21 protein-coding genes are annotated in these 19,489 nt (G+C 73.1%); 17 read left to right on the plus strand and 4 right to left on the minus strand.

Features of this window, described 5'->3' with window-relative positions:
• The first annotated feature begins 124 nt into the window (after positions 1 to 124).
• From ftsH to AC6EH9_RS12940, 8 genes are all read left to right on the plus strand, one after another.
• Complete coding sequence (gene ftsH / locus AC6EH9_RS12905) at positions 125 to 2,188, plus strand: ATP-dependent zinc metalloprotease FtsH (protein WP_498423666.1); 2,064 nt, start codon at positions 125 to 127, stop codon at positions 2,186 to 2,188.
• Complete coding sequence (gene folE, locus AC6EH9_RS12910) at positions 2,185 to 2,799, plus strand: GTP cyclohydrolase I FolE (RefSeq protein ID WP_498423667.1); 615 nt, start codon at positions 2,185 to 2,187, stop codon at positions 2,797 to 2,799. Before ftsH ends, folE begins: the two co-directional genes overlap by 4 nt.
• Positions 2,799 to 3,671, plus strand: coding sequence for a dihydropteroate synthase (folP, locus tag AC6EH9_RS12915; RefSeq protein WP_498423668.1), 873 nt, complete (start codon positions 2,799 to 2,801; stop codon positions 3,669 to 3,671). The genes folE and folP overlap by 1 nt, the downstream gene beginning before the upstream one ends.
• Entirely contained in the window at positions 3,668 to 4,063 is a 396-nt protein-coding gene (gene folB, locus AC6EH9_RS12920) for a dihydroneopterin aldolase (RefSeq protein WP_498423669.1), read from the plus strand. Before folP ends, folB begins: the two co-directional genes overlap by 4 nt.
• Complete coding sequence (gene folK / locus AC6EH9_RS12925) at positions 4,056 to 4,625, plus strand: 2-amino-4-hydroxy-6-hydroxymethyldihydropteridine diphosphokinase (protein WP_498423670.1); 570 nt, start codon at positions 4,056 to 4,058, stop codon at positions 4,623 to 4,625. Before folB ends, folK begins: the two co-directional genes overlap by 8 nt.
• Before the next feature lie 25 nt (positions 4,626 to 4,650).
• Positions 4,651 to 5,124: a DUF3180 domain-containing protein gene (locus AC6EH9_RS12930; RefSeq protein ID WP_498423672.1), complete on the plus strand. Its 474-nt coding sequence runs from the start codon at positions 4,651 to 4,653 to the stop codon at positions 5,122 to 5,124.
• A 9-nt stretch (positions 5,125 to 5,133) separates the two neighbouring features.
• The gene (locus tag AC6EH9_RS12935) at positions 5,134 to 5,727 is read left to right on the plus strand and encodes a hypothetical protein (protein WP_498423673.1); all 594 of its coding nucleotides are present in this window, start codon (positions 5,134 to 5,136) and stop codon (positions 5,725 to 5,727) included.
• Positions 5,728 to 5,849: 122 nt separating this feature from the next.
• On the plus strand, positions 5,850 to 6,938 hold the full coding sequence (locus AC6EH9_RS12940; protein ID WP_498423675.1) for a GNAT family N-acetyltransferase: 1,089 nt from the start codon (positions 5,850 to 5,852) through the stop codon (positions 6,936 to 6,938).
• Here the strand turns inward: AC6EH9_RS12940 and AC6EH9_RS12945 are convergent.
• Positions 6,931 to 7,941, minus strand: a complete 1,011-nt coding sequence (locus AC6EH9_RS12945) for an ABC transporter ATP-binding protein (RefSeq protein ID WP_498423677.1) — start codon at positions 7,939 to 7,941, stop codon at positions 6,931 to 6,933. The genes AC6EH9_RS12940 and AC6EH9_RS12945 overlap by 8 nt on opposite strands.
• A 3-nt stretch (positions 7,942 to 7,944) precedes the next feature.
• Here AC6EH9_RS12945 and AC6EH9_RS12950 point away from each other — a divergent pair, with 3 nt between their 5' ends.
• From AC6EH9_RS12950 to AC6EH9_RS12975, 6 genes are all read left to right on the plus strand, one after another.
• Positions 7,945 to 8,658 carry an ABC transporter permease gene (locus AC6EH9_RS12950; RefSeq protein ID WP_498423679.1) on the plus strand — a complete coding sequence of 238 codons (714 nt, stop codon included), beginning with the start codon at positions 7,945 to 7,947 and terminating at the stop codon, positions 8,656 to 8,658.
• A complete protein-coding gene (locus AC6EH9_RS12955; protein WP_498423680.1) occupies positions 8,655 to 9,359 on the plus strand; it encodes an ABC transporter permease in 705 nt (234 codons plus the stop codon). Before AC6EH9_RS12950 ends, AC6EH9_RS12955 begins: the two co-directional genes overlap by 4 nt.
• A complete protein-coding gene (locus AC6EH9_RS12960; protein ID WP_498423682.1) occupies positions 9,356 to 10,297 on the plus strand; it encodes an ABC transporter substrate-binding protein in 942 nt (313 codons plus the stop codon). The genes AC6EH9_RS12955 and AC6EH9_RS12960 overlap by 4 nt, the downstream gene beginning before the upstream one ends.
• Positions 10,298 to 10,377: 80 nt before the next feature.
• Positions 10,378 to 11,601, plus strand: coding sequence for a hypothetical protein (locus tag AC6EH9_RS12965; RefSeq protein ID WP_498423683.1), 1,224 nt, complete (start codon positions 10,378 to 10,380; stop codon positions 11,599 to 11,601).
• Positions 11,594 to 12,274, plus strand: a complete 681-nt coding sequence (locus AC6EH9_RS12970; RefSeq protein WP_498423685.1) for a hypothetical protein — start codon at positions 11,594 to 11,596, stop codon at positions 12,272 to 12,274. The genes AC6EH9_RS12965 and AC6EH9_RS12970 overlap by 8 nt, the downstream gene beginning before the upstream one ends.
• Positions 12,275 to 12,305: 31 nt before the next feature.
• Positions 12,306 to 12,674 (plus strand): hypothetical protein, encoded by a 369-nt coding sequence (locus AC6EH9_RS12975; RefSeq protein WP_498423687.1) that lies wholly within the window; start codon positions 12,306 to 12,308, stop codon positions 12,672 to 12,674.
• A 5-nt stretch (positions 12,675 to 12,679) separates the two neighbouring features.
• Here the strand turns inward: AC6EH9_RS12975 and AC6EH9_RS12980 are convergent, their stop codons facing one another.
• From AC6EH9_RS12980 to pseB, 3 genes are read right to left on the minus strand one after another with little or no spacing between them, the layout of a single operon-like run.
• Positions 12,680 to 13,423, minus strand: coding sequence for a cytidylyltransferase domain-containing protein (locus AC6EH9_RS12980; protein WP_498423689.1), 744 nt, complete (start codon positions 13,421 to 13,423; stop codon positions 12,680 to 12,682).
• Complete coding sequence (locus AC6EH9_RS12985; RefSeq protein ID WP_498423691.1) at positions 13,420 to 14,550, minus strand: DegT/DnrJ/EryC1/StrS family aminotransferase; 1,131 nt, start codon at positions 14,548 to 14,550, stop codon at positions 13,420 to 13,422. Before AC6EH9_RS12985 ends, AC6EH9_RS12980 begins: the two co-directional genes overlap by 4 nt.
• On the minus strand, positions 14,547 to 15,536 hold the full coding sequence (gene pseB, locus AC6EH9_RS12990) for a UDP-N-acetylglucosamine 4,6-dehydratase (inverting) (RefSeq protein WP_498423693.1): 990 nt from the start codon (positions 15,534 to 15,536) through the stop codon (positions 14,547 to 14,549). The genes AC6EH9_RS12985 and pseB overlap by 4 nt, the downstream gene beginning before the upstream one ends.
• 110 nt (positions 15,537 to 15,646) lie before the next feature.
• Here pseB and AC6EH9_RS12995 point away from each other — a divergent pair, with 110 nt between their 5' ends.
• The 3 genes from AC6EH9_RS12995 to AC6EH9_RS13005 are packed head-to-tail and all read left to right on the plus strand — an operon-like array spanning position 15,647 to position 19,480.
• Positions 15,647 to 16,720 (plus strand): PseG/SpsG family protein, encoded by a 1,074-nt coding sequence (locus tag AC6EH9_RS12995; RefSeq protein ID WP_498423694.1) that lies wholly within the window; start codon positions 15,647 to 15,649, stop codon positions 16,718 to 16,720.
• 25 nt (positions 16,721 to 16,745) lie between these two features.
• Positions 16,746 to 17,603: a hypothetical protein gene (locus AC6EH9_RS13000; RefSeq protein ID WP_498423695.1), complete on the plus strand. Its 858-nt coding sequence runs from the start codon at positions 16,746 to 16,748 to the stop codon at positions 17,601 to 17,603.
• Positions 17,600 to 19,480: a hypothetical protein gene (locus AC6EH9_RS13005; RefSeq protein WP_498423697.1), complete on the plus strand. Its 1,881-nt coding sequence runs from the start codon at positions 17,600 to 17,602 to the stop codon at positions 19,478 to 19,480. The genes AC6EH9_RS13000 and AC6EH9_RS13005 overlap by 4 nt, the downstream gene beginning before the upstream one ends.
• Positions 19,481 to 19,489: the final 9 nt, after the last annotated feature.

Here is a 19,489-nt window from a genome sequence, read left to right on the forward strand (position 1 = left end):
GGTCCGCTGATTCGCCCGTGCCCCGCGCCATCTGGATTGGCTCTGACGTGTAACGTCATTACCTCAGACGAGCGTGCCCCGTCGACCCGGCGCGGCACCGTGCGGAATTTGGCGAGAGAAGCCCGTGAAGCGCATATTCAAAGGTCCCTGGCTGTGGGTCGTAGTCGCCGTCGCCGGCGTCCTCCTGGCCCTGCAGTTCCTTGCCCCCGGAGGGGGGTACGACGAGATCTCCACCTCGCAGATGGAGGAGTACATCGCCGACGGCGACGTCAAGGAGATCACGTTCGTCGACGGTGACCAGGAGATCAAGGCCACCCTCGACGACGACGTCGACCGCGACGGCGGCAAGGACGTCAAGGCCTACTACATCCAAGGCCAGCAGGAAGGCATCATCGACGCCGTCGACCAGCAGGTCGCCGACGGCACGATCGAGAAGTCGAACTCCGAGAACCCGCAGCCCAGCGTGCTCGGGTCGATCCTCGCGACGTTCCTTCCGTTCCTGATCATCATCGTGATCTTCCTGTTCCTGATGAACCAGGTGCAGGGTGGCGGCGGCCGCGGCGTGATGCAGTTCGCCAAGTCCAAGGCGAAGCTGATCTCCAAGGACATGCCCAAGACCACGTTCTCCGACGTCGCCGGCTGCGACGAGGCGATCGAGGAGCTCGGCGAGATCAAGGAGTTCCTCCAGGAGCCGGCGAAGTTCCAGGCCGTCGGCGCCAAGATCCCCAAGGGCGTGCTCCTCTACGGCCCGCCCGGAACCGGCAAGACGCTGCTCGCCCGCGCCGTCGCCGGTGAGGCCGGCGTGCCGTTCTACTCGATCTCCGGCTCCGACTTCGTCGAGATGTTCGTCGGCGTGGGCGCCTCCCGGGTCCGCGACCTGTTCGAGCAGGCCAAGGAGAACGCCCCGGCGATCGTCTTCATCGACGAGATCGACGCCGTCGGCCGGCACCGCGGCGCCGGCATGGGCGGCGGCCACGACGAGCGCGAGCAGACCCTCAACCAGCTGCTGGTCGAGATGGACGGCTTCGACGTGCGCGGCGGTGTGATCCTGATCGCCGCGACCAACCGCCCCGACGTGCTCGACCCGGCGCTGCTGCGCCCGGGCCGCTTCGACCGCCAGATCGGCGTCGACGCCCCCGACCTCGCCGGTCGCGAGATGATCCTGCGCGTCCACTCGCGGGGCAAGCCGATGTCCGAGGACATCGACCTGCGCTCGATCGCACGACGTACCCCCGGCTTCACCGGTGCCGACCTCGCCAACGTCCTCAACGAGGCGGCGCTGCTGACGGCTCGGCAGAACCAGAAGCAGATCACCAACCACTCCCTCGACGAGGCCATCGACCGGGTGATCGCCGGCCCGCAGCGCAGCTCGCGGCTGATGAGCGAGAAGGAGAAGCTCATCACCGCCTACCACGAGGGCGGCCACGCGCTGGTGGCGGCGGCGCTGCCGGGCACCGACCCGGTCCACAAGATCACGATCCTGCCGCGCGGACGGGCGCTGGGCTACACGATGGTGCTGCCCGACGAGGACAAGTACTCCCAGACCCGGTCGGAGATGCTGGACAAGCTGGCCTACATGCTGGGCGGGCGCGCGGCCGAGGAGATGGTCTTCCACGACCCCACCACCGGTGCCGGCAACGACATCGAGAAGGCCACGAACCTGGCCCGGGCGATGGTCACCCAGTACGGGATGACCGAGCGGCTCGGCGCGATCAAGCTCGGCGAGACCCAGGGCGAGCCCTTCCTGGGACGCGACATGGGCCACCAGCGCAACTACTCCGAGGACGTCGCCGCGATCGTCGACGACGAGACGAAGCGGCTGCTGGCCACCGCGCACCAGGAGGCCTTCGACATCCTCGAGGAGAACCGCGACGTCCTGGACTCGCTGGTGCTCGCGCTGATGGATCGCGAGACGCTCGACAAGGCGGAGGTCGCGGAGATCTTCGAGCCGCTGCGGCGCCGTTCGGCACGGCCGGCCTGGACCGGGTCGCCCAACCGCAACCCCTCGCAGATCCCGCCGATCGACATCCCGCAGTCGATCCGGGACCGGGTCGCCGCCAACGGCATCGAGCTCGAGAAGAAGCGCGAGGGCGGCGTGGTCATCACGCCTCCCGGCAGCGGTGGCGACGTGCACGGCGACCCGGGCCTCGGCCCCGACGCCCCGGGCCAGGAGCTGCCCCCGCGATGACCGACCCGATCGGCCTGGTGGGGCGCCCCTGCGCTGACGTCCCCGCGTTCGACCACGCGCGTGCCGAGGCGGCGGTGCGCGAGCTGCTGTACGCGCTGGGGGAGGACCCCGAGCGCGAGGGCCTGCGCGAGACCCCGGCGCGGGTGGCCCGGGCCTACGAGGAGCTGACCGCCGGACTGCGCATCGAGCCCGAGGACGTCCTCACCACGACGTTCGACATCGGCCACGACGAGATGGTGCTGGTGCGCGACATCGAGCTGTGGTCGATGTGCGAGCACCACCTCGTGCCGTTCACCGGGGTCGCCCACGTCGGCTACATCCCGGCCGAGAGCGGCAAGATCACCGGGCTGTCCAAGCTCGCCCGGCTCGTCGACGTCTACGCCAAGCGTCCCCAGGTCCAGGAGCGGCTGACCACGCAGGTGGCCGACGCGCTGATGGAGATCCTGGAGGCGCGTGGGGTGATCGTGGTGATCGAGGCCGAGCACCTGTGCATGACCATGCGCGGGGTACGCAAGGCCGGTGCGCGCACGATCACCTCGGCGGTCCGCGGCATCATGCACAGCGCCGCGACCCGCTCCGAGGCGATGGCGCTGATCAACAGTCGCCGTTGATGGCCGCACAGCCGTCCCCGGGGCTGCCTGAGGTCGGGCGCACCCGGGTGATGGGCATCGTCAACGTCACGCCCGACTCCTTCTCCGACGGAGGCCGCTGGGCCGACGCCGACGCGGCGACCGCGCACGGCCGGCGTCTACTCGCCGACGGCGCCGACATCCTCGACATCGGCGGGGAGTCCACCCGCCCCGGAGCCACCCGGCCGCTGCTCGCCGAGGAGCTGGACCGGGTGGTGCCGGTGATCAGGGCGCTGTCCGCGGAGGGGGCCGTGCTCTCGGTCGACACCATGCGCAGCGAGGTGGCCGAGGCCGCGCTCGGCGCGGGCGCCCGGATCGTCAACGACGTCTCCGGCGGGCTCGCCGACCCCCGCATCCTGGGCGTCGTGGCCGACAGCGGCGCGACGTACGTCGCCATGCACTGGCGCGCGCACAGCACCCGGATGCAGCAGTTCACCTCCTACGACGGCCCAGGCGGCGTCGTCGGCGGGGTCCGCGACGAGCTCGCCGAGCGGGTGGCCGCGATCCGCGCGGCCGGCGTGCGCGACGAGCAGGTGGTGCTCGACCCGGGACTGGGCTTCGCCAAGACCGGCGAGCAGAACTGGGAGCTGCTGCGCGGCCTGGCTCAGCTGGACGCGCTCGGCTTCCCGCTGCTGGTCGGCGCCAGCCGCAAGGCCTTCCTGGGGGCGCTGCTCGCCGACGAGGGCGGCCGACCGCGTCCGGTGCTCGAGCGCGAGGCCGCGGTGACCGCACTGACCACGCTGCTCGCCTCGCACGGCGTGTGGGCGGTGCGGGTGCACGACGTGAGAGCCAGCCGAGACGCCCTGCGCGTCGTCGCCGCCCTGAGCACCCCAGCGAACGAGGGAGACAGATGACCCAGCACCCCCCCGCCCCCGCCCCCGCGGACGAGCTCACCGTCCGCGGCATCGAGTGCTTCGGGCACCACGGGGTCTTCGACTTCGAGCGCCGCGAGGGCCAGATCTTCGTCGTGGACCTCACGCTCGGCCTCGACACCGGCCCGGCGGCGGCCTCAGACGACTTGCATGACACTGTGGACTACGGAAGTCTCGTGGCCGCGGTGAAGACCGCCGTGGAGACCGATCCGGTGGATCTCATCGAGACGCTGGCCCAACGCATTGCGGACGTCTGCCTCACCGCAGACCGTGTTGACTGGGCCCGCGTGACGGTCCACAAGCCAGATGCACCCATCGCCGCGACGTTCTCGGACGTCGCGCTGACCATCACCCGAAGGGCCGACCGTGACTGAGACTCCCAACCCGCACATCGTCGACACCGACACGCTGACCGGCGAGATGCACCCGATCCGCCGCTGCGTCGTCGCCCTGGGGTCCAATCTCGGCGAGCGGATGGCGAGCCTGCAAGGAGCCGTGGAGGCGCTGGCCGACACCCCCGAGGTGTGGGTGACCTCCGTGTCGCCGGTCTACGAGACCGCCCCGGTCGACTCGCCGCCCGAGGCGCGGCCCTACCTCAACGCCGTGGTGCTCTTCGACAGCACCCTCTCGGCGGCCCGGCTGCTCGACCGAGCGCTCGCCATCGAGGACGCGTTCCACCGCGAGCGCGGCGAGGTGCAGAACGCGCCCCGCACGCTGGACGTCGACCTGATCGTCGTCGGCGACCGGCGCAGCGACGAGGAGTGGCTGCGGCTGCCGCACCCGCGGGCCGCCGAGCGCGCGTTCGTGCTGCAGCCCTGGTTCGACGTGGAGTCCGACGCCGTCCTGCCCGACCACGGCCCGGTCGCCGAGCTGCTCCAGCGCGTGGACCGCGGCGGCCTGAAGCTGCGCGAGGACCTCGTGCTCTCCTTCCAGTGAGCGAGCGGGCGCCCAGGATCCGCCGGTGAGCTCCCCGCCCCCGGAGGGCCGGCTGCAGCCCACGTCGCGGCGGGTGCTGCTCGGCTGTGGCCTGGTCGCCCTGGTCGGCGGCTGGCTGCTGCGCCGACTGGTCGAGGGGACCGGGGGCACGGCTCCGCTGGTCACCTGGATCCAGGTGCTCGCCCTGCTGCTGGTCGCGGCCATCCTGGGCGCCACCGCCTGGTTGACCTGGCGTGCGGTGCAGGTGCGCCGCGAGCGGCTCGACGCCCAGCAGGCCGTCAACCGGCTGGTGCTCGCGCGCGCCTGCGCGCTGGTCGGGGCGCTGGTGGCGGGCGCCTACCTCGGCTATGCGCTGAGCTGGGTCGGCGCGTCCGCGGAGCTGGCCGACCAGCGGTTGGTGCGCTCGCTGGTCGCTGCCGGCGCCGGTGTGGCGATCGCCATCACGTCTCTGTTGCTCGAGCGCGCGTGTCGCGTCCCCTCCGACGACGACGCCGCCTAGTCTGCTCTCATGGCCTCCCCCTCGTCTTCGTCGCGTCGCCGTCAGCGCAGCACCCGCCTCACGGTCGCTGTCCTCCTCCTGGCCGTCGCTGCGCTGCTGGTCGCGGGCAGCGTCGCGAGCGGTTCCTCGCTCCTGGTGGTGCTGGCGGCCTTCGCCGGCGTCGCCCTGGGTGCCGCCTCCACCAAGATCACCCACGCCGAGCTGGTCCAGACCCGGATCGAGGCCGCGCGCGACCGCGCTGAGCAGGCGCAGGCCTACCGCGAGATGAGCGAGAAGCGCTCGGCCGAGAACGCCGCCTTCGCCGACGACATGGCCAAGCGCATCGCCGAGCGCGAGAGCACCATCGGCGAGCTCGAGGTCGTCCTCGCCCAGGCCCAGAAGCGGGCCGCCGCGGTCACCCGCAAGATGAACGCCGAGGCTCGTCGTGCCGACGTCGCCGAGCAGCGCGAGCGCGCCACCGCCTCGCACCTCGACGACGCCCAGGAGCGCGCCGCGGAGGCCATCGTCCGGGTCGCCGAGCTCGAGGCCGAGATCGACACGCTGCGCGCCGAGCTGAACGCCTGGATGGCCGCCGCCGCCGAGCCCGCCCGCCGCCGCGCCTGACTGACCCCCCGCGCGCTGCGCGCCCGCGCCGCCGACGCCGCCGCGCGCCGTACGCCTCGCCGGGCGTTGGTCACACCCCCCGACGGTTTCGTGCGCCGGGGCCTCGGGCATGCTGGTACGTCGTGATCCCCGAGGACTCAAGATTCGAGAACGACCCCGACGTGGTGCTGCCCGAGCGGCCCCCGCTCCCGCACGGCTGGACGGTGGGTGGCGCAGACCCCGAGGACCCCGGCGACGTCGCCCAGCTGACCGACCTGCTGCGCACCCACGAGGAGGCCGCCCGCGGGTGGGCCTCCGCGGACGAGGACGCGGTGCTCGTCGACATCTCCGAGCACGGCGAGCGCACCCGGGCCAACGTGGTCATCCGCGACAGCGACGCGGTGGCGCGTGCCTGGGGCAGCGTCCACGACCGGGCGGCCGGCCGGATGCTCTACGTCCACCTGGTCGACCGCCGGATCCCCGAGGAGGCCGCCGAGCAGTGCTCGGCGGTGCTCTACGCGTGGGCCGAGGCCCAGGCCCGTGCGGTCGGCGCGGCCCGCGGGCTCGACGTACAGCAGATCGACACCGGCGCCTTCGCCGACGACGAGCGTCAGCACCGCTGGCTGGAGAGCGCGGGCTTCGACCGGGTCCGGACCTGGTGGCAGATGAGCCGGCCGGTCAGCGCCGACGAGGTCTCCCTGGTGGCCGACCCGGCCCGCTGGGAGCGCAAGGGCGTGGTCTTCCGCCGCGTCGAGCGCGAGGGCAGCGGGATGCCCGACGAGTCCGACCTGCGCGCGGTGCACGAGGTGCTCGAGGGTGCCTTCACCGATCACTTCAACTCGCAGGAGGAGACGTTCGCCGAGTTCGTCCACCGGCTGCGCGAGGACCCCGGCCACCGCTGGGACCACTGGTGGCTCGCCGAGATCGTGGACGGTGAGAGCGGCCGGCCCGAGCCGGCGGGCGCCCTGGTCGGCACCCTGTCGGAGACCGCCGACGGCCCCAACGGGTCCTACGTCGACTACCTGGGCGTGCTCGCCAACGCCCGCGGCCGCGGCGTCGCCAAGGGCCTGCTGAAGACGATCATCGCCGACGCCGCCGAGCGCGGGCACGACCGCGTCGGCCTGGAGGTCGACGCCGACTCGCCCACCGGGGCGGACTCGCTCTACACCGGGATGGGCTGGCAGACGCGCTACGTCACCGAGTCCTGGCACAAGGACGTCGCCGTCAGCTGAGCCGGTCGGGTGTCCCCGCGGGGGCGCGTAGCGAGGCCCGCAGCGCCCGGTGGATGCCGCCCGGCGTGAGGACCCCGATGAACTGCGTGCCCCGCCGGACGCCCACCACGGCGCGGTCGTCGCGCAGCATCAGTGCGAGCGCGTCCTCCAGGGTCGCGTCGGCGTCCACGGCCGCGGCGAGGTCGCCGGCGCGCACGCCCTCGAGCGGCTCCAGGTGGCGCGGGTCGATCCGGGTGACGCTCAGCCGGCGCAGCCCCCGGGTGGAGCCGACGAAGTCGGCCACGAAGTCGTCGGCCGGGCGCGCCAGCAGCTCCGCGGGCGTGGCGAGCTGCGCCAGCCGGCCGCCCGCCGCGAAGATCCCCACCCGGTCGCCCATCCGCACCGCCTCGTCGATGTCGTGGGTCACCAGCACCACCGTCTTGCCCAGGTCGCGCTGCAGGCTCTTGAACTCCTCCTGCAGCCGGGTGCGCACGACCGGGTCGACGGCGCCGAACGGCTCGTCCATCAGCAGCACCGGCGGGTTCGCGGCCAGCGCCCGGGCCACGCCGACGCGCTGCTGCTGACCGCCCGAGAGCTGGTGCGGATAGCGCTCGGCGTACGTCGCCGGGTCGAGGCCGACGAGCTCGAGCAGCTCGGTGGCGCGCGCTCGCGCGGTGGCCCGGGACTCCCCGTAGAGCAGCGGCACCGTCATCACGTTCGCGATCACCCGCTGGTGCGGGAACAGCCCGACCTGCTGGATGACGTAGCCGATCCCGCGACGCAGCCGGACCGGGTCCTGGTGGGTGACGTCGTGGCCGTCGATCTCGATGGTGCCGGTGCTCGGCTCGATCAGCCGGTTGATCATCTTCAGCGTGGTGGACTTGCCGCACCCCGACGGCCCGACCAGGCAGACCAGCTCACCGCGGGCCACGGCCAGGTCGAGCTCGCGCACGGCCGGGGGGCCATCGCCGTACCGCTTGCTCACTCCCGAGAGCCGGATCATCGGGACTTCGGTAGCGTCCATGGCGTGACCCTACTGACCCAGGCGGCGCCGGCGCCCGGAGACGAGCCGAGCTGCTACAGCCGGCTGGTCAACGACTGGGTCTGCTGGGACTACGTGGTCGACCGGCGCCCCGAGCTCGTCGACGCCACCACCCAGCACCTGACGATCACCGCCTCGGCCCTCGCCCTCGGCGTGCTGCTCGCGCTGCCGCTCGCCCTGCTCGCCCGCCGCAGCCAGCGCCTGGAGGGCACGCTGCTGGCGACCGCGTCGGGCATCTACGCGGTGCCGTCGCTGGCGCTGTTCCCGCTGCTGGTGCCGTTCACCGGCCTCAGCGCGACGACCGTGGTGATCGGCCTTGCCCTGTACGCGCTCACCATCCTCGTCCGGGCGGTCCTGGACGGGCTGACCTCCGTGCCCGACCACGTCCGGGAGTCGGCCACCGGGCTCGGCTACTCCGCGTCGCGGCGGCTGCTGCGCGTCGAGCTGCCCCTGGCGCTGCCGGTGATGATGGCCGGGCTGCGCGTCGCCGCGGTCTCGACGGTGGCGCTGACCACGGTCGGCACGGTCGTGTCCTACGGCGGGCTCGGCAACCTGCTGGCCAGCGGGGTGGCCACCGACTTCCGGGCCCAGCTGCTCACCGCGGCCGTGCTGTGCGTGCTGATCGCCGTCCTCCTCGACCTGCTCATCGTCGCCCTGCAGCGGCTGCTCACCCCGTGGACCCGCGGGGTGCGCGGATGAGCACGCTGCGCGGGGCGGCCGACTACCTGCTCGAGTGGTCGCACTGGAGCGGCGACGGGGGGATGCTGGAGCTGCTCGTCCAGCAGCTGCTGGTCACGCTCACCGCGCTGCTGATGGCGATGGCCGTGGGCCTTCCCCTCGCGCTGTGGCTCGGACACCTCGGCCGCGGCGGGCTGCTGGCGATCAACATCTCCAACGTCGGTCGCGCGGTCCCGACCTTCGCGCTGCTCGCCCTGCTGGTGGCCGCGGACTGGCCGGGGACCGCGACCCTGGGACCGTACGGCCGCGCGGGGATGGCGACCCTGCTGGCACTGATGCTCTTCGCGCTGCCGCCGGTGATCACCCAGGCGTACGTCGCGATGCGCGAGGTGCCCGCGGACGTGGTGGAGGCCGCGCGAGGGATGGGGATGACCGGGGTGCAGCTGTTCGTCCGCATCGAGCTGCCCCTCGCGCTGCCGCTGATCGGCGCCGGGCTGCGGATGGCGCTGGTGCAGCTGTGGGCCACCGCCACCATCGCCGCGCTGGTCGCCGGGCCCGGTCTCGGTCGGGTGATCACCGACGGCTTCGCCCGTAACCTCTATGGACAGGCAGTCGCCGGGGCGATCGTGGTCGCGGTGGTCGCCCTGCTCCTCGAGGTCGCCTCGTCCCTGGTCCAGCGCGCGGCCCCCGGCCGCCGTACACAGAAGGTGGTAACCGCATGACGATCCGACGCACGCTGACCGCGTTCCTGGCCGCCGGCACGCTGGTGCTCGCCGCCGGCTGCGCCGACGACGAGCTCGCCGGAGACGAGGGGTCCTCGTCTCCGGCGGCCGATGCCGGCTCGGTGACGATCGGCACCCAGGCCTTCGACGAGGCGGCGCTGGTCGCGGCGATGTACGCCGAGCTGCTCGAGGACGCCGGCTACGACGTCACCACCAAGGCCGTGGACCAGCGGTCGGCCTACGTCACGGAGATGCCCGCCGCGGTCGACCTGGCCCCCGAGTACGTCGGGGGCATCACCGACCACCTGAACACCCTCGTCAACGGCGAGACCGCCGAACCGCTGACCACCTCCGACACCCAGGAGACGATCGACAACGTCACCCCGCTGCTCGAGGAGAAGGGTCTCACCCTGCTCGAACCCTCCGCGGCCACCTCGCAGAACGCCTACTTCGTCACCGAGGAGTACAGCGAGGAGAACGACGTCACCCGGCTCTCCGACCTCCAGAGCCAGTCCGTGGTGCTTGCCGCCAACTCCGACTGCGCGGACCGGGCCGACTGTGCGGCCGGCCTCCAGGACGTCTACGGCATCGACGTCACCAAGGTGCTGCCGCTGGGGTTCGCCTCGCCACAGACCTACAAGTCGGTGCTGGACGGGGAGTCCCAGCTGGGGCAGACCGGCACCCTCGACGGCACCCTGGAGAGCCAGGGGCTGGTGATGCTCGAGGACGACAAGGGCATCCAGCCCGCGCAGAACCTCGTCCCGCTCCTCAGCAGCGAGTTCCTCGCCGAGCACCCGGACATCGAGGCTCCGCTCAACGAGCTGATGGGCGCCCTCGACAACGACACGATGGCCGAGCTGCTGGTGCGGGTCTCGGTGGACCGCGAGAAGCCCCAGGACGTCGCGCGGGACTTCCTCGCCGAGGAGGGCCTGCTCTGAGGCGGAGGTGACCGGGGCCGCGGCGGCGGCCGGTAGGGTTCGGCCCATGGTCTCCGGGTCGACAGCACAGCGGGGCTCCCGTGCCTGAGCACGAGACGGGCGCGGTGCGCCGCTGCTACCTGCACGTCGGACTGCCCAAGACCGGGACGTCGTTCCTCCAGGACGTCCTGTGGTCGAACCAGGAGGCGCTGGCCGACCAGGGGCTCGTGATGCTGCCCGCGCGCCGCGTCGACCAGTTCCACCTGGCGCTGGCCGTGCGTGGCCTGATCCAGGAGTACGACGACCCGCGGGCGCACACCGTGCTGCAGCGCCTCGGCACCCAGGCGGGCGAGACCCGCGCGCAGCGGGTGCTGATCTCGCAGGAGGCGCTGGCCCCGACCACGCCCGAGGAGGCGGCGCCGCTGCTCGCGCTGCTGCGCGACTTCGAGGTGCACGTGATCGTCACCGCCCGCGACCTGGCCCGCCAGCTGCCCTCGGCCTGGCAGCAGCGTATCCAGGCCCGTGCGACGTACACCTACGCCGAGTTCCTCGACGACGTGGTGGCGCGGGCGCCCGCGGCCGCCGACCTGTGGCGCAACCAGGACCTCGGCCGGGTGCTGGCGAACTGGGGCGCGGTGGTGCCTCCCGAGCGCCTGCACCTGGTCACCTCCCCGCACTCGCGCGGCCCCGGCTCCAGCAGCCTGCTCGACCGGTTCTGCTCCGTGCTCGGGGTCGACCCGCGCGGGCTGGGCGTCGCGCAGGCCACCAGCAACCGCTCGCTGGGCCACGCCCAGGCCGACCTGCTGCGCCGGGTCAACCTCGCCCTCGGCGACCGGCTGCCCTCCCCGCGCCAGGGCTACGGGCCGCTGGCCAAGGAGTACCTGGCCCAGCGGGTGCTGCAACGTCAGGACGGCGCCCCGCTGCGGGTGCCGACCGAGCTGCGCCCGTGGTGTGAGACCACCGCCGAGGAGTGGATCGTGCAGATCCGCGAGGCGGGTCTGCACGTCGTCGGCGACGAGGCCGACCTGCGCCCGGACGACGGGTCCTTCGGCGTGGTCACCCAGCCCGAGCCCGCGGAGGTGCTCGACGTGGCCGCCCGGGCGCTGGCCGACGTGCTGGAGCTGCGCCAGGGCGAGCAGCGCGACCTGCGCCAGCGCGCCGAGCGCCAGCAGGTCCGCATCGCCGAGCTGGAGACCGAGCTGGCCGTGCCCGCGCCGCGCCGCCTCGCCCGGGCCGCGCGCCGCCGGCTGCGGGTCCGGCACCGGGCCGCGCAGCTGCGCGACCGGCTCCCTCGCGGCGGCGGTCGCGGTGGGCCGCGTGACTGACCCGGCGGTGGCCTCGCCGTCCCTCGAGCCGGCGCTGCAGACCCTGCGGGAGCTGATGCTCGCCTACGCCCGGCACCGCCCGGTGCGCCGGGTCGCGGTGGTCGGGAACGCGCCGCTGAGCCCCGACGAGGCCCGCGCCGACGCCATCGACGCCGCCGACCTGGTGCTGCGGGTGAACAGCTTCGTGATGGACGGGCCCGGCGGGCCGCGCGCTCAGGGCGCCCGGGTCGACGTGGTGGTCTGGAACCGGATCACCCTGGCCACCAAGTTCCTCTTCGACCGCTACCCCGAGCGCCTCTACCTACTCGCGGAGCCGATGCGGATGTACGGCAACCCGGAGATGTGGCCGGCCTCCTGGCCCAGCGACCTGGGGCTGGTGCCGTTGCCGAACCGGGAGGTCGCCGCCCGGCTCAACCAGCTGCTCGGCGACGACTGGCGCGCGCAGCGGCTGGCCCCGACCACCGGCCTGACCGCCGCCTACCTGGCGGTGACGCTCTTCGCCGACGCCGAGATCGTGCTCACCGGCTTCTCGTTCCTCGACGACCCCGACCAGACCTCGTGGCGCCACCAGTGGGGCGACGAGGCGCCGGTGGGACGCGAGCACCGCATCGACCGCGAGGCGCTGCTGATGCGCTCGTGGGTCGACGACCGGACCGTGACGTTCCTGCGCTGAGACCGGCGCACCGCTTGGAGGAGGAGACACCGTGGAGCAGCATCAGGCCAGCGCGGCCAGGAGGGCCGTCGCCCGGGTACGGCGACGCCTCGGCCGGGCCACGCGCGGACCCGACCAGGTCACCCAGCGCCTGAACCGACAGCACGAGCGGATCGCGGAGCTGGAGCGCGAGCTGGCTCGGGTCTCCCCTCAGCTGGCGGCGCTGGAGGAGCGGGTCGCGCAGCTGCAGGCGCAGCCGCCCGCCCCGCTGACCGGGGACGCCGAGCCGGCCGAGGTGGCGCAGGTGCTGGCCGACGTCCGCGCCGAGCACGCCCGGGTGCGTGCCCGGATCAGCGCCGCGTCGCGCTACGAGGAGCGGCTGCGGGTGCTGGAGGAGCAGGTGGCCGCGCTGGGCGGCTGACGCGCTCAGCCGTGCAGCTTCTTCTGCTCCACGTGGGCGTTGATCGCGACCAGCTCGGGGTGGGCGTCGAGGACCGCGATGATCTCGCCGCAGTCCAGCGACGCCGCGTCGTACTCCTCCAGCAGGATCCGGATCAGCTCCAGGTCCTCGGGGGTGTCGAGGGTGACCCGGTAGGCCGAGCGGTCCTCGGGCCAGGGCAGGTTGAGCAGGCGGGTGCGCCCCGAGGCGTTCTCGTACAGGTACGGCGTGACGTGCTCGCGGTGCGCGGGCAGCTGCGCCGCCCGCTCGGCCTCGAGCAGCGTGCGGCCGGCGAAGACCTCGTAGTCGAAACCGCGCGGGAAGCTGCGCTGCAGGGTGTTGGCCAGGTACAGGTCGGGGTCGTCCTCGGCGACGAACCGGTCGACGCCGGTCCGGATCAGCGCGCCGTCGACGAGCGTGCAGTCGGAGGTCACGCGCACCACCGTGCCCAGCTCGAACTCCTCGATGCAGCCGGCGTAGCGGCCCAGCACATCGTGCTCGCTGCCCCGGAAGACCGGCACGCCGCGCTCGCGCGCGACCTCGACGATCGGGTCGTCGGCGGCGTTCGTGGTGGTGGCGACGTAGGTGTCCAGGCCGCTGGCGCGCAGCCGGTCGAGGTGGTGCTCGAGCAGGGTCTTGCCGGCCACCTCGTGGAGGACCTTGCCCGGCAGCCGGGTGCTCGTCATCCGAGCCTGGGTGATGATGCCCCGGCGCCCGGTCAGCCGGCTCATCCGAGGATCCCGACGAGGGTCTCGATCACCCGGTCGACGTCGGCGTCGGTGAGGTCGGGGAACATCGGCAGGGACAGCTCCTCGGCGTAGAAGCGCTCCGCGTGGGGGCACATCCCGCGTCGGTAGCCCAGGTCCTCGAAGACCGGGTGCCAGTAGACCGGGATGTAGTTGACCTGCACGCCGATGCCGGCCTCGCGCATCCGCACGAACACCTCCTTGCGTCGCCCGTCCAGCACCCGCACCGCGTAGAGGTGCCAGGCCGGGTCGACGTCGGGGCTCTGCACCGGGACGCGCAGGCCGGGGACCCCGGCCAGGGCGGCGTTGTAGCGTGCGGTGATCTCCGCGCGGCGGCGGGTGAACGACGCCAGCCGACGCAGCTGCGACAGGCCCAGGGCGCTGGCGACGTCGGTGAGCCGGTAGTTGAGGCCGAACGCGTGCACCTCCTGGTGCCAGGGGCCCTCGTCGGGCATCCGCAGCCGCTCGGGCTCACGGACCAGTCCGATGTTGTGGAACTTCGCCGCCCGGTCGGCCACCTCGGCGTCCTTGGCGATCACCGCGCCGCCTTCGGCGGTGGTGAGGTTCTTCGTCGGGAAGAACGAGAAGGTGGTGACGTCGGCCAGGTCGCCCACCGGACGGCCCTTGTAGGTGCCGCCCACCGAGTGCGCGGCGTCGGCCAGCGTGCGGGCGCCGACGCGCTCGGCGATGGGCTGCAGCGCGTCGTAGTCGGCGGCGTGGCCGGCGTAGTCGACGGCCGCGACCACCTTGGTGCGCTCGGTGACGGCCGCCTCGACCGCCGCCGGGTCGAGCAGCGCGGTGTCCTCGGTGACGTCGGCGAAGACGATCTTCGCGCCCAGCAGCGCCGCCCCCGAGGCGGTGGCGACGAAGGTCATCGGCGTGGTGACGACCTCGTCACCGGGCCCGACGCCGAGCGCCGAGTAGGCGATGTGCAGCGCGGCGGTGCCCGAGGTGCAGCTGACCGCGTGGTGCCCCCCGGACAGGCGGCTCAGCTCCGCCTCGAACGCGGTCACGGCAGGACCGGTGGTCAGCCAGTCGCCGCGCAGGATCTCGGCGACCGCCTCGACGTCCTCGTCCGCGATCGACTGGCGTCCGTAGGGAAGCACGCTCACAGCTCCGATTCGATGATCCTGCGGATGTCTTCCTGGGTGTGCCACTGGTCGTTGGTGTCCGAGCGGTAGGCGAAGCCGGGGCCCACGGGCTCGGCGCCGACCGGCGGGCGGTAGCCCCAGGTGGCGAGGTCGGGCTGGATCACGAAGTACTTGCCGTCGTGCACCGCGACCGCGCGTCGGCCCTCCTCGGGGGAGATCATCTCCTCGTGGAGCTTCTCCCCGGGACGCAGGCCCACGTCGTGCATCGGGGCGCCGGGGGCGATCGCCTGGGCGAGGTCGGTGACCTTCATCGACGGGATCCGCGGCACCAGCAGCTCGCCGCCCTGCATCATGTCGAAGGTGTCGACGACCATCTGCACGGCCTGGGGGAGCGTGATGAAGAACCGGGTGCAGCGCAGGTCGGTGATCGGCAGCGACTGGCTGGTCTCGGCGAGGCGGCGGAAGAAGGGGATCACCGAGCCGCGGCTGCCCATCACGTTGCCGTAGCGGACGACGGCGAAGCGGGTGTCGTAGGCGGCGGCGTAGTGGTTGCCGGTCACGAAGAGCTTGTCCGCGGTCAGCTTCGTGGCGCCGTAGAGGTTGATCGGCGAGGACGCCTTGTCGGTCGACAGCGCGACGACCTTCTTCACGCCGCTGTCGATGCAGGCCTCGATCACGTTCTGCGAGCCGACGACGTTGGTCTGCACGAACTCGAAGGGGTTGTACTCCGCGGTGTCGACCTGCTTGAGGGCCGCGGCGTGCACCACGTAGTCGACGTTGTGCATGGCCCGGAGCAGACGGCGCTCGTCGCGGATGTCGCCGATGAACCAGCGCAGGCGCGGGTCGTCCTTGAACAGCTGGCGGACCTCGTACTGCTTGAGCTCGTCGCGCGAGAAGACCACCAGCCGAGCGGGGTTCAGGTTCTCGAGGGCGTAGGCGATGAACGCCTTGCCGAAGGAGCCGGTGCCTCCCGTCACGAGGATGCTGGCGCCCTGGAGAATCGACATGCTGTGCGTACCTTCCCTTGGATCGGCGACCGTCGGGATCGCCGTCATGCAACGCTTCAGAGGGTATCGTGGCGCCCTCGTCGCGATTGCGGAGGTGGACGGTGTCGCCGGTGACGCCTGCGGACGTGCTGGTGCGGTGCGATGTCGGGACGACGACAGGTGTCGGTCACCTGATGCGCTGCGTCGCCCTCAGCGAGGAGCTCCTGGCCCGGGGCCTGCGGGTGCTCTTCTGCGCCGACGTCGCCGAGGTGCCGCTCGCCCGCCGCCAGCTGGAGTCGCGCGGCATCGCCCACGTCCCGGCCGTGCACGGCGACGAGGCGCACGCCCGGCTGGTCCGCGAGGTCGCGCCGGCGCTGGTCGTCGTGGACTCCTACCTGCTCCCGCCCTCGACGTACGACGCGATGCGCGGCCTCGGCGCCCCGTTGCTCGCCTTCGTGGACGGTGAGCTCGGTGGGCGGGTCGCCGATCTCTACCTGGACCAGAACATCGGCGCCGAGCTGGACCGGCCGGTGCTGCTGCCGGGAGCGGTGCGGCTGGCCGGCCTGCGCTACGCCTTGATGCGCGACGAGGTCCGCCGTCACCGGCCCGCCGAGATCTCGCGGCGACCGAAGGAGGCCGGGTCGCCGGTGCCGCGGGTGCTGGCGGTCTTCGGGGGGACCGACGCCTACGGGGCGGCTCCGGTGCTGGCGGCGGCGGTGCTGGCCACCGGCCGGCCCTGTGAGCTGACGGTGGTGCGCGGCCGGGCCGACCTGGCCCCTGCCCTGGACGCGCTGGCCGGGCGGGTCGGCCCCGGTCAGCGGCTGTCCGTGATCGACCCCACCGACCAACTGGCGGAGCTGGTGGTCGCCTCCGACCTGGTGGTCGGTGCCGCGGGCACATCGACGTGGGAGCTCTTCTGCCTCGGCGCGGCCTGCGCCCTGATCGCCGTCGTGGACAACCAGGCGCAGTCTTATGAGCGGGTCGTCGACCAGCGGCTCGCCGTGGGGCTGGGCTATCTTGGCGCGCTGAGAGAGGCGCCCGGCGAGGCCGTCTCGCTGCTCAGCGAGTCGCTCGCCTCGCCCGACGAGCGGGCGCGGCTTCGCAGCGCGGTCTGGCGCGAGGTCGACGGACGGGGGCGTGAGCGCGTCGTCGACGCGTGCCTCGGCCTGAGGTTCTCGGACCGTCCCCCAGCGTCATCGGCCTAGCCAGCGTCACCGGAAGGGAAGCCAGTTGCACACCGCCAACCACTACTACGGCCACGCCCACGTCTTCGCCGACTACGTGGACATCCCGTTCCCGGTGATGATCTGGGGCTACCTCCAGCACGGGTGGAACCTGCACGACGGCTTCGCGGTGGGCACCGAGTTCGTGCCGGGGGCGCCGCTGTTCGTCTGGTCGGACTCGGTGCTGCGCCGGGGCTGGGCGATGGGACGACGCAACTACGAGGTGATCGGGTCGGCCTGGGCCTACCTGCTGGCTCGCGCCGAGCGAGGCCCGCTCCCGCAGCTGCGGGCCTACGCCGACGCCCCGACCGGCGAGCGGGAGGGCACCATCTTCTACCCCTTCCACGGGTGGGAGGCCCAGGAGGTGGTCGGCGACCACACGGCGATGCTGCGGCGGCTGCGCGAGGTCGAGGACGGTCCCCTCACCGTCTGCCTGTACTGGATGGACTACGACAACGCGGAGATCCGCCGGGTCTACGAGGAGGGCGGCTGCCGCGTCATCACCCACGGCCTGCGCGGCTTCGCGCACCGGGGCACCGACCGACTCTTCCTCTACAAGCAGTACGCCGAGCTGAGGGCACACCGGCGGGTGGTCTCCAACAGGCTGGGGTCGGCCATCCTCTACGGCGCCTCGGTGGGCTGCGAGGTCGGCGTCTACGGTGATCCGATGGTGCTGGCCGGCGAGCACTCCGTCTACGGAGGCATCGAGCGACAGCAGCGCAGCTGGCCAGAGCTGCACCAGGAGCACGTGCCGCGCGCGCTGGCCGAGGAGGTCGCCCGCGACGAGCTCGGGCTGCGCCACGTGCGGACGCCGGCCGAGATCATGGAGGCGTTCAGCTGGACCAGGCCGGAGCGGCGCGCGTGAGCGCCGAGGCAGACACGGAGGAGAACACGGTGACGATGCTCGACGCTGAGGAGCTCTCGGGGATCACCCTGCTCGGGGCGGAGATGCTGACCTGGTCGGACTTCGACGGGGAGCTCGGGCCCCTGCGGGGCCGGGTCGCCGCGGAGCTGCTGCACGCCTTCGGCGGGGCTCGCGGCCACGTGCTGGTCGCCGGCCCGCACGACGCCGAGGTGGTCGCCGAGGTCGCCGCCCAGTTCCAGCGGGCCGACGTGGTGGTCCGCTCGCTGCCCGACGCCGAGCGCCTCTGCGCCGAGCTGCCGAGCACGGTGCGCGTCCACTGCGGGCCGATCGGCAGGCTGGCCCGGCCGGAGGCCGGCTACGACGCGGTCGTCGCCCTCGACGGCATCGAGCGGTTGCACAGCGCGGAGGAGCCGGCGCGGTCCTGGGCAGGCTGCCTCACCGAGCTGACCGACCTGCTGGGCGCGGACGGCGAGCTCTACGTCGGGGTCGCCAACGACGCCGGTGTCGGCCGGCTGCTGACGCTGCCCGGACACGACCGCCACGACAACAGCCACTGGCCGGCCGGCGTGGCCTCGCACGAGCAGGTGCCGCTGAGCCTGGACGAGCTCACCGAGCACGCGCGGGCCCGGCACGGGCTGGCCCGGGTCGAGGCCTGGGCCTGCTACGGCCAGCGCACCGAGCCGCTGCTGGCCGCGCCCCAGGGCATCTTCGCGCAGCGACGCCACGACCCGGTGTTGGCCACGCTGGTCGGCCGCGCGGCGGCCGTGGGGGTCGGCCAGGACATCCCGGTCAAGGACCCGGCGATCGCGGCGCGGACCCTGCTGCGCCACGGGCTCGGCGCCCAGGTGGCGCCGCTGTGGGTGCTGCACCTGCGGCGCGGGGAGGTCACCCGTGAGCCCGACGCGACGGTGCTGCTGGCCGCCCAGCCGACCCGGTCGAGCGAGCCGTCCCTGGCCGTCCGGATCACCCGGACCGGCGAGCAGTGGGTGGCCGAGCCGGTGACCGACCCCGGCCCCTACGCCTGGGCCCCCGGCGTGCGGCGCGAGCCCGCCCGGCTCGCCGGGGTGGTCCCCTCCGGCCTGCCGCTGTCGGTCCGTCTCGCGGACCTCGCCTCGGCCCACGACCGCGCGGGCATCGCCGAGCTGGTCCGCGCCTTCGCCGGATGGCTGGCCCCGGTGGGGGAGGTGCCGGCCGAGAGGGTGGCGCTGACCTTCGACAACGTCGTCGAGACCGAGGCCGGCTTCGCCGCGCTCGATCGCAGCCGGGTCGCCGACGCGAGCGCGCCCCTGGACGTGGCACTGGGCCGGATGGCGCTCGTCGCCGGTTCCGCCCTGGTCGCCCAGGGTGGACGCCACCCCTGGCCCCGCTCGGCGACGCCCCGCACCGTGGCCGCGTCGCTGCTGGCCGCGGCCGGCCTCGCGCTGGACGACGCCCTCTTCGGCGCGGCGCTCGCGCTCGACGCACGGCTGCGGCCCGCGGGGGAGCCGGTGCCGGACTTCTCGGGCACCGGCGCCGGAGCCACGCCTGAGGCGTTCACCGAGCTGGCCGAGCAGCTGGCCGGCTACCAGCAGGCGCTGACGCAGCGCGAGGAGCAGCTGGAGTGGCTCCTGGTCCGGATCCACCAGCGACAGCGCGCCGCGGTCGCCGCCCGGGCGCGGGCCGAGGCGCTGAGCGCCTCGCCGGAGTACCGCATCGGCAGCCGGGTGCTGTGGTTTCGCGCGCTGGGGCGCCGGCTGGCGGCGCGGTGGCGCGACCGGGGAGCGCCTGCGGCCCATCGGTGGATCGACCGCGGGGACCAGGTCCCCGAGCGCGAGCCGATCGCCGTCGACAAGGAGCTGGTGCCCCCCGGTTACCACCCGAAGGGGCCGCTGATCTAGCCGCCCGGG

It is taken from the genome of Nocardioides sp. Z21_20 (assembly GCF_059766585.1).

Excerpts from the sequence above, each read along its gene's own strand:
- AC6EH9_RS12960 (WP_498423682.1), top strand. The coding sequence starts at position 9,356 with ATGACGATCCGACGCACGCTGACCGCGTTCCTGGCCGCCGGCACGCTG.
- AC6EH9_RS12955 (WP_498423680.1), top strand. The coding sequence starts at position 8,655 with ATGAGCACGCTGCGCGGGGCGGCCGACTACCTGCTCGAGTGGTCGCAC.
- pseB (WP_498423693.1), bottom strand. The coding sequence starts at position 15,536 with ATGTCGATTCTCCAGGGCGCCAGCATCCTCGTGACGGGAGGCACCGGC.
- AC6EH9_RS12935 (WP_498423673.1), top strand. The coding sequence starts at position 5,134 with ATGGCCTCCCCCTCGTCTTCGTCGCGTCGCCGTCAGCGCAGCACCCGC.
- folP (WP_498423668.1), top strand. The coding sequence starts at position 2,799 with ATGGCCGCACAGCCGTCCCCGGGGCTGCCTGAGGTCGGGCGCACCCGG.
- AC6EH9_RS12945 (WP_498423677.1), bottom strand. The coding sequence starts at position 7,941 with ATGGACGCTACCGAAGTCCCGATGATCCGGCTCTCGGGAGTGAGCAAG.
- folE (WP_498423667.1), top strand. The coding sequence starts at position 2,185 with ATGACCGACCCGATCGGCCTGGTGGGGCGCCCCTGCGCTGACGTCCCC.
- AC6EH9_RS12980 (WP_498423689.1), bottom strand. The coding sequence starts at position 13,423 with ATGAGCCGGCTGACCGGGCGCCGGGGCATCATCACCCAGGCTCGGATG.
- folB (WP_498423669.1), top strand. The coding sequence starts at position 3,668 with ATGACCCAGCACCCCCCCGCCCCCGCCCCCGCGGACGAGCTCACCGTC.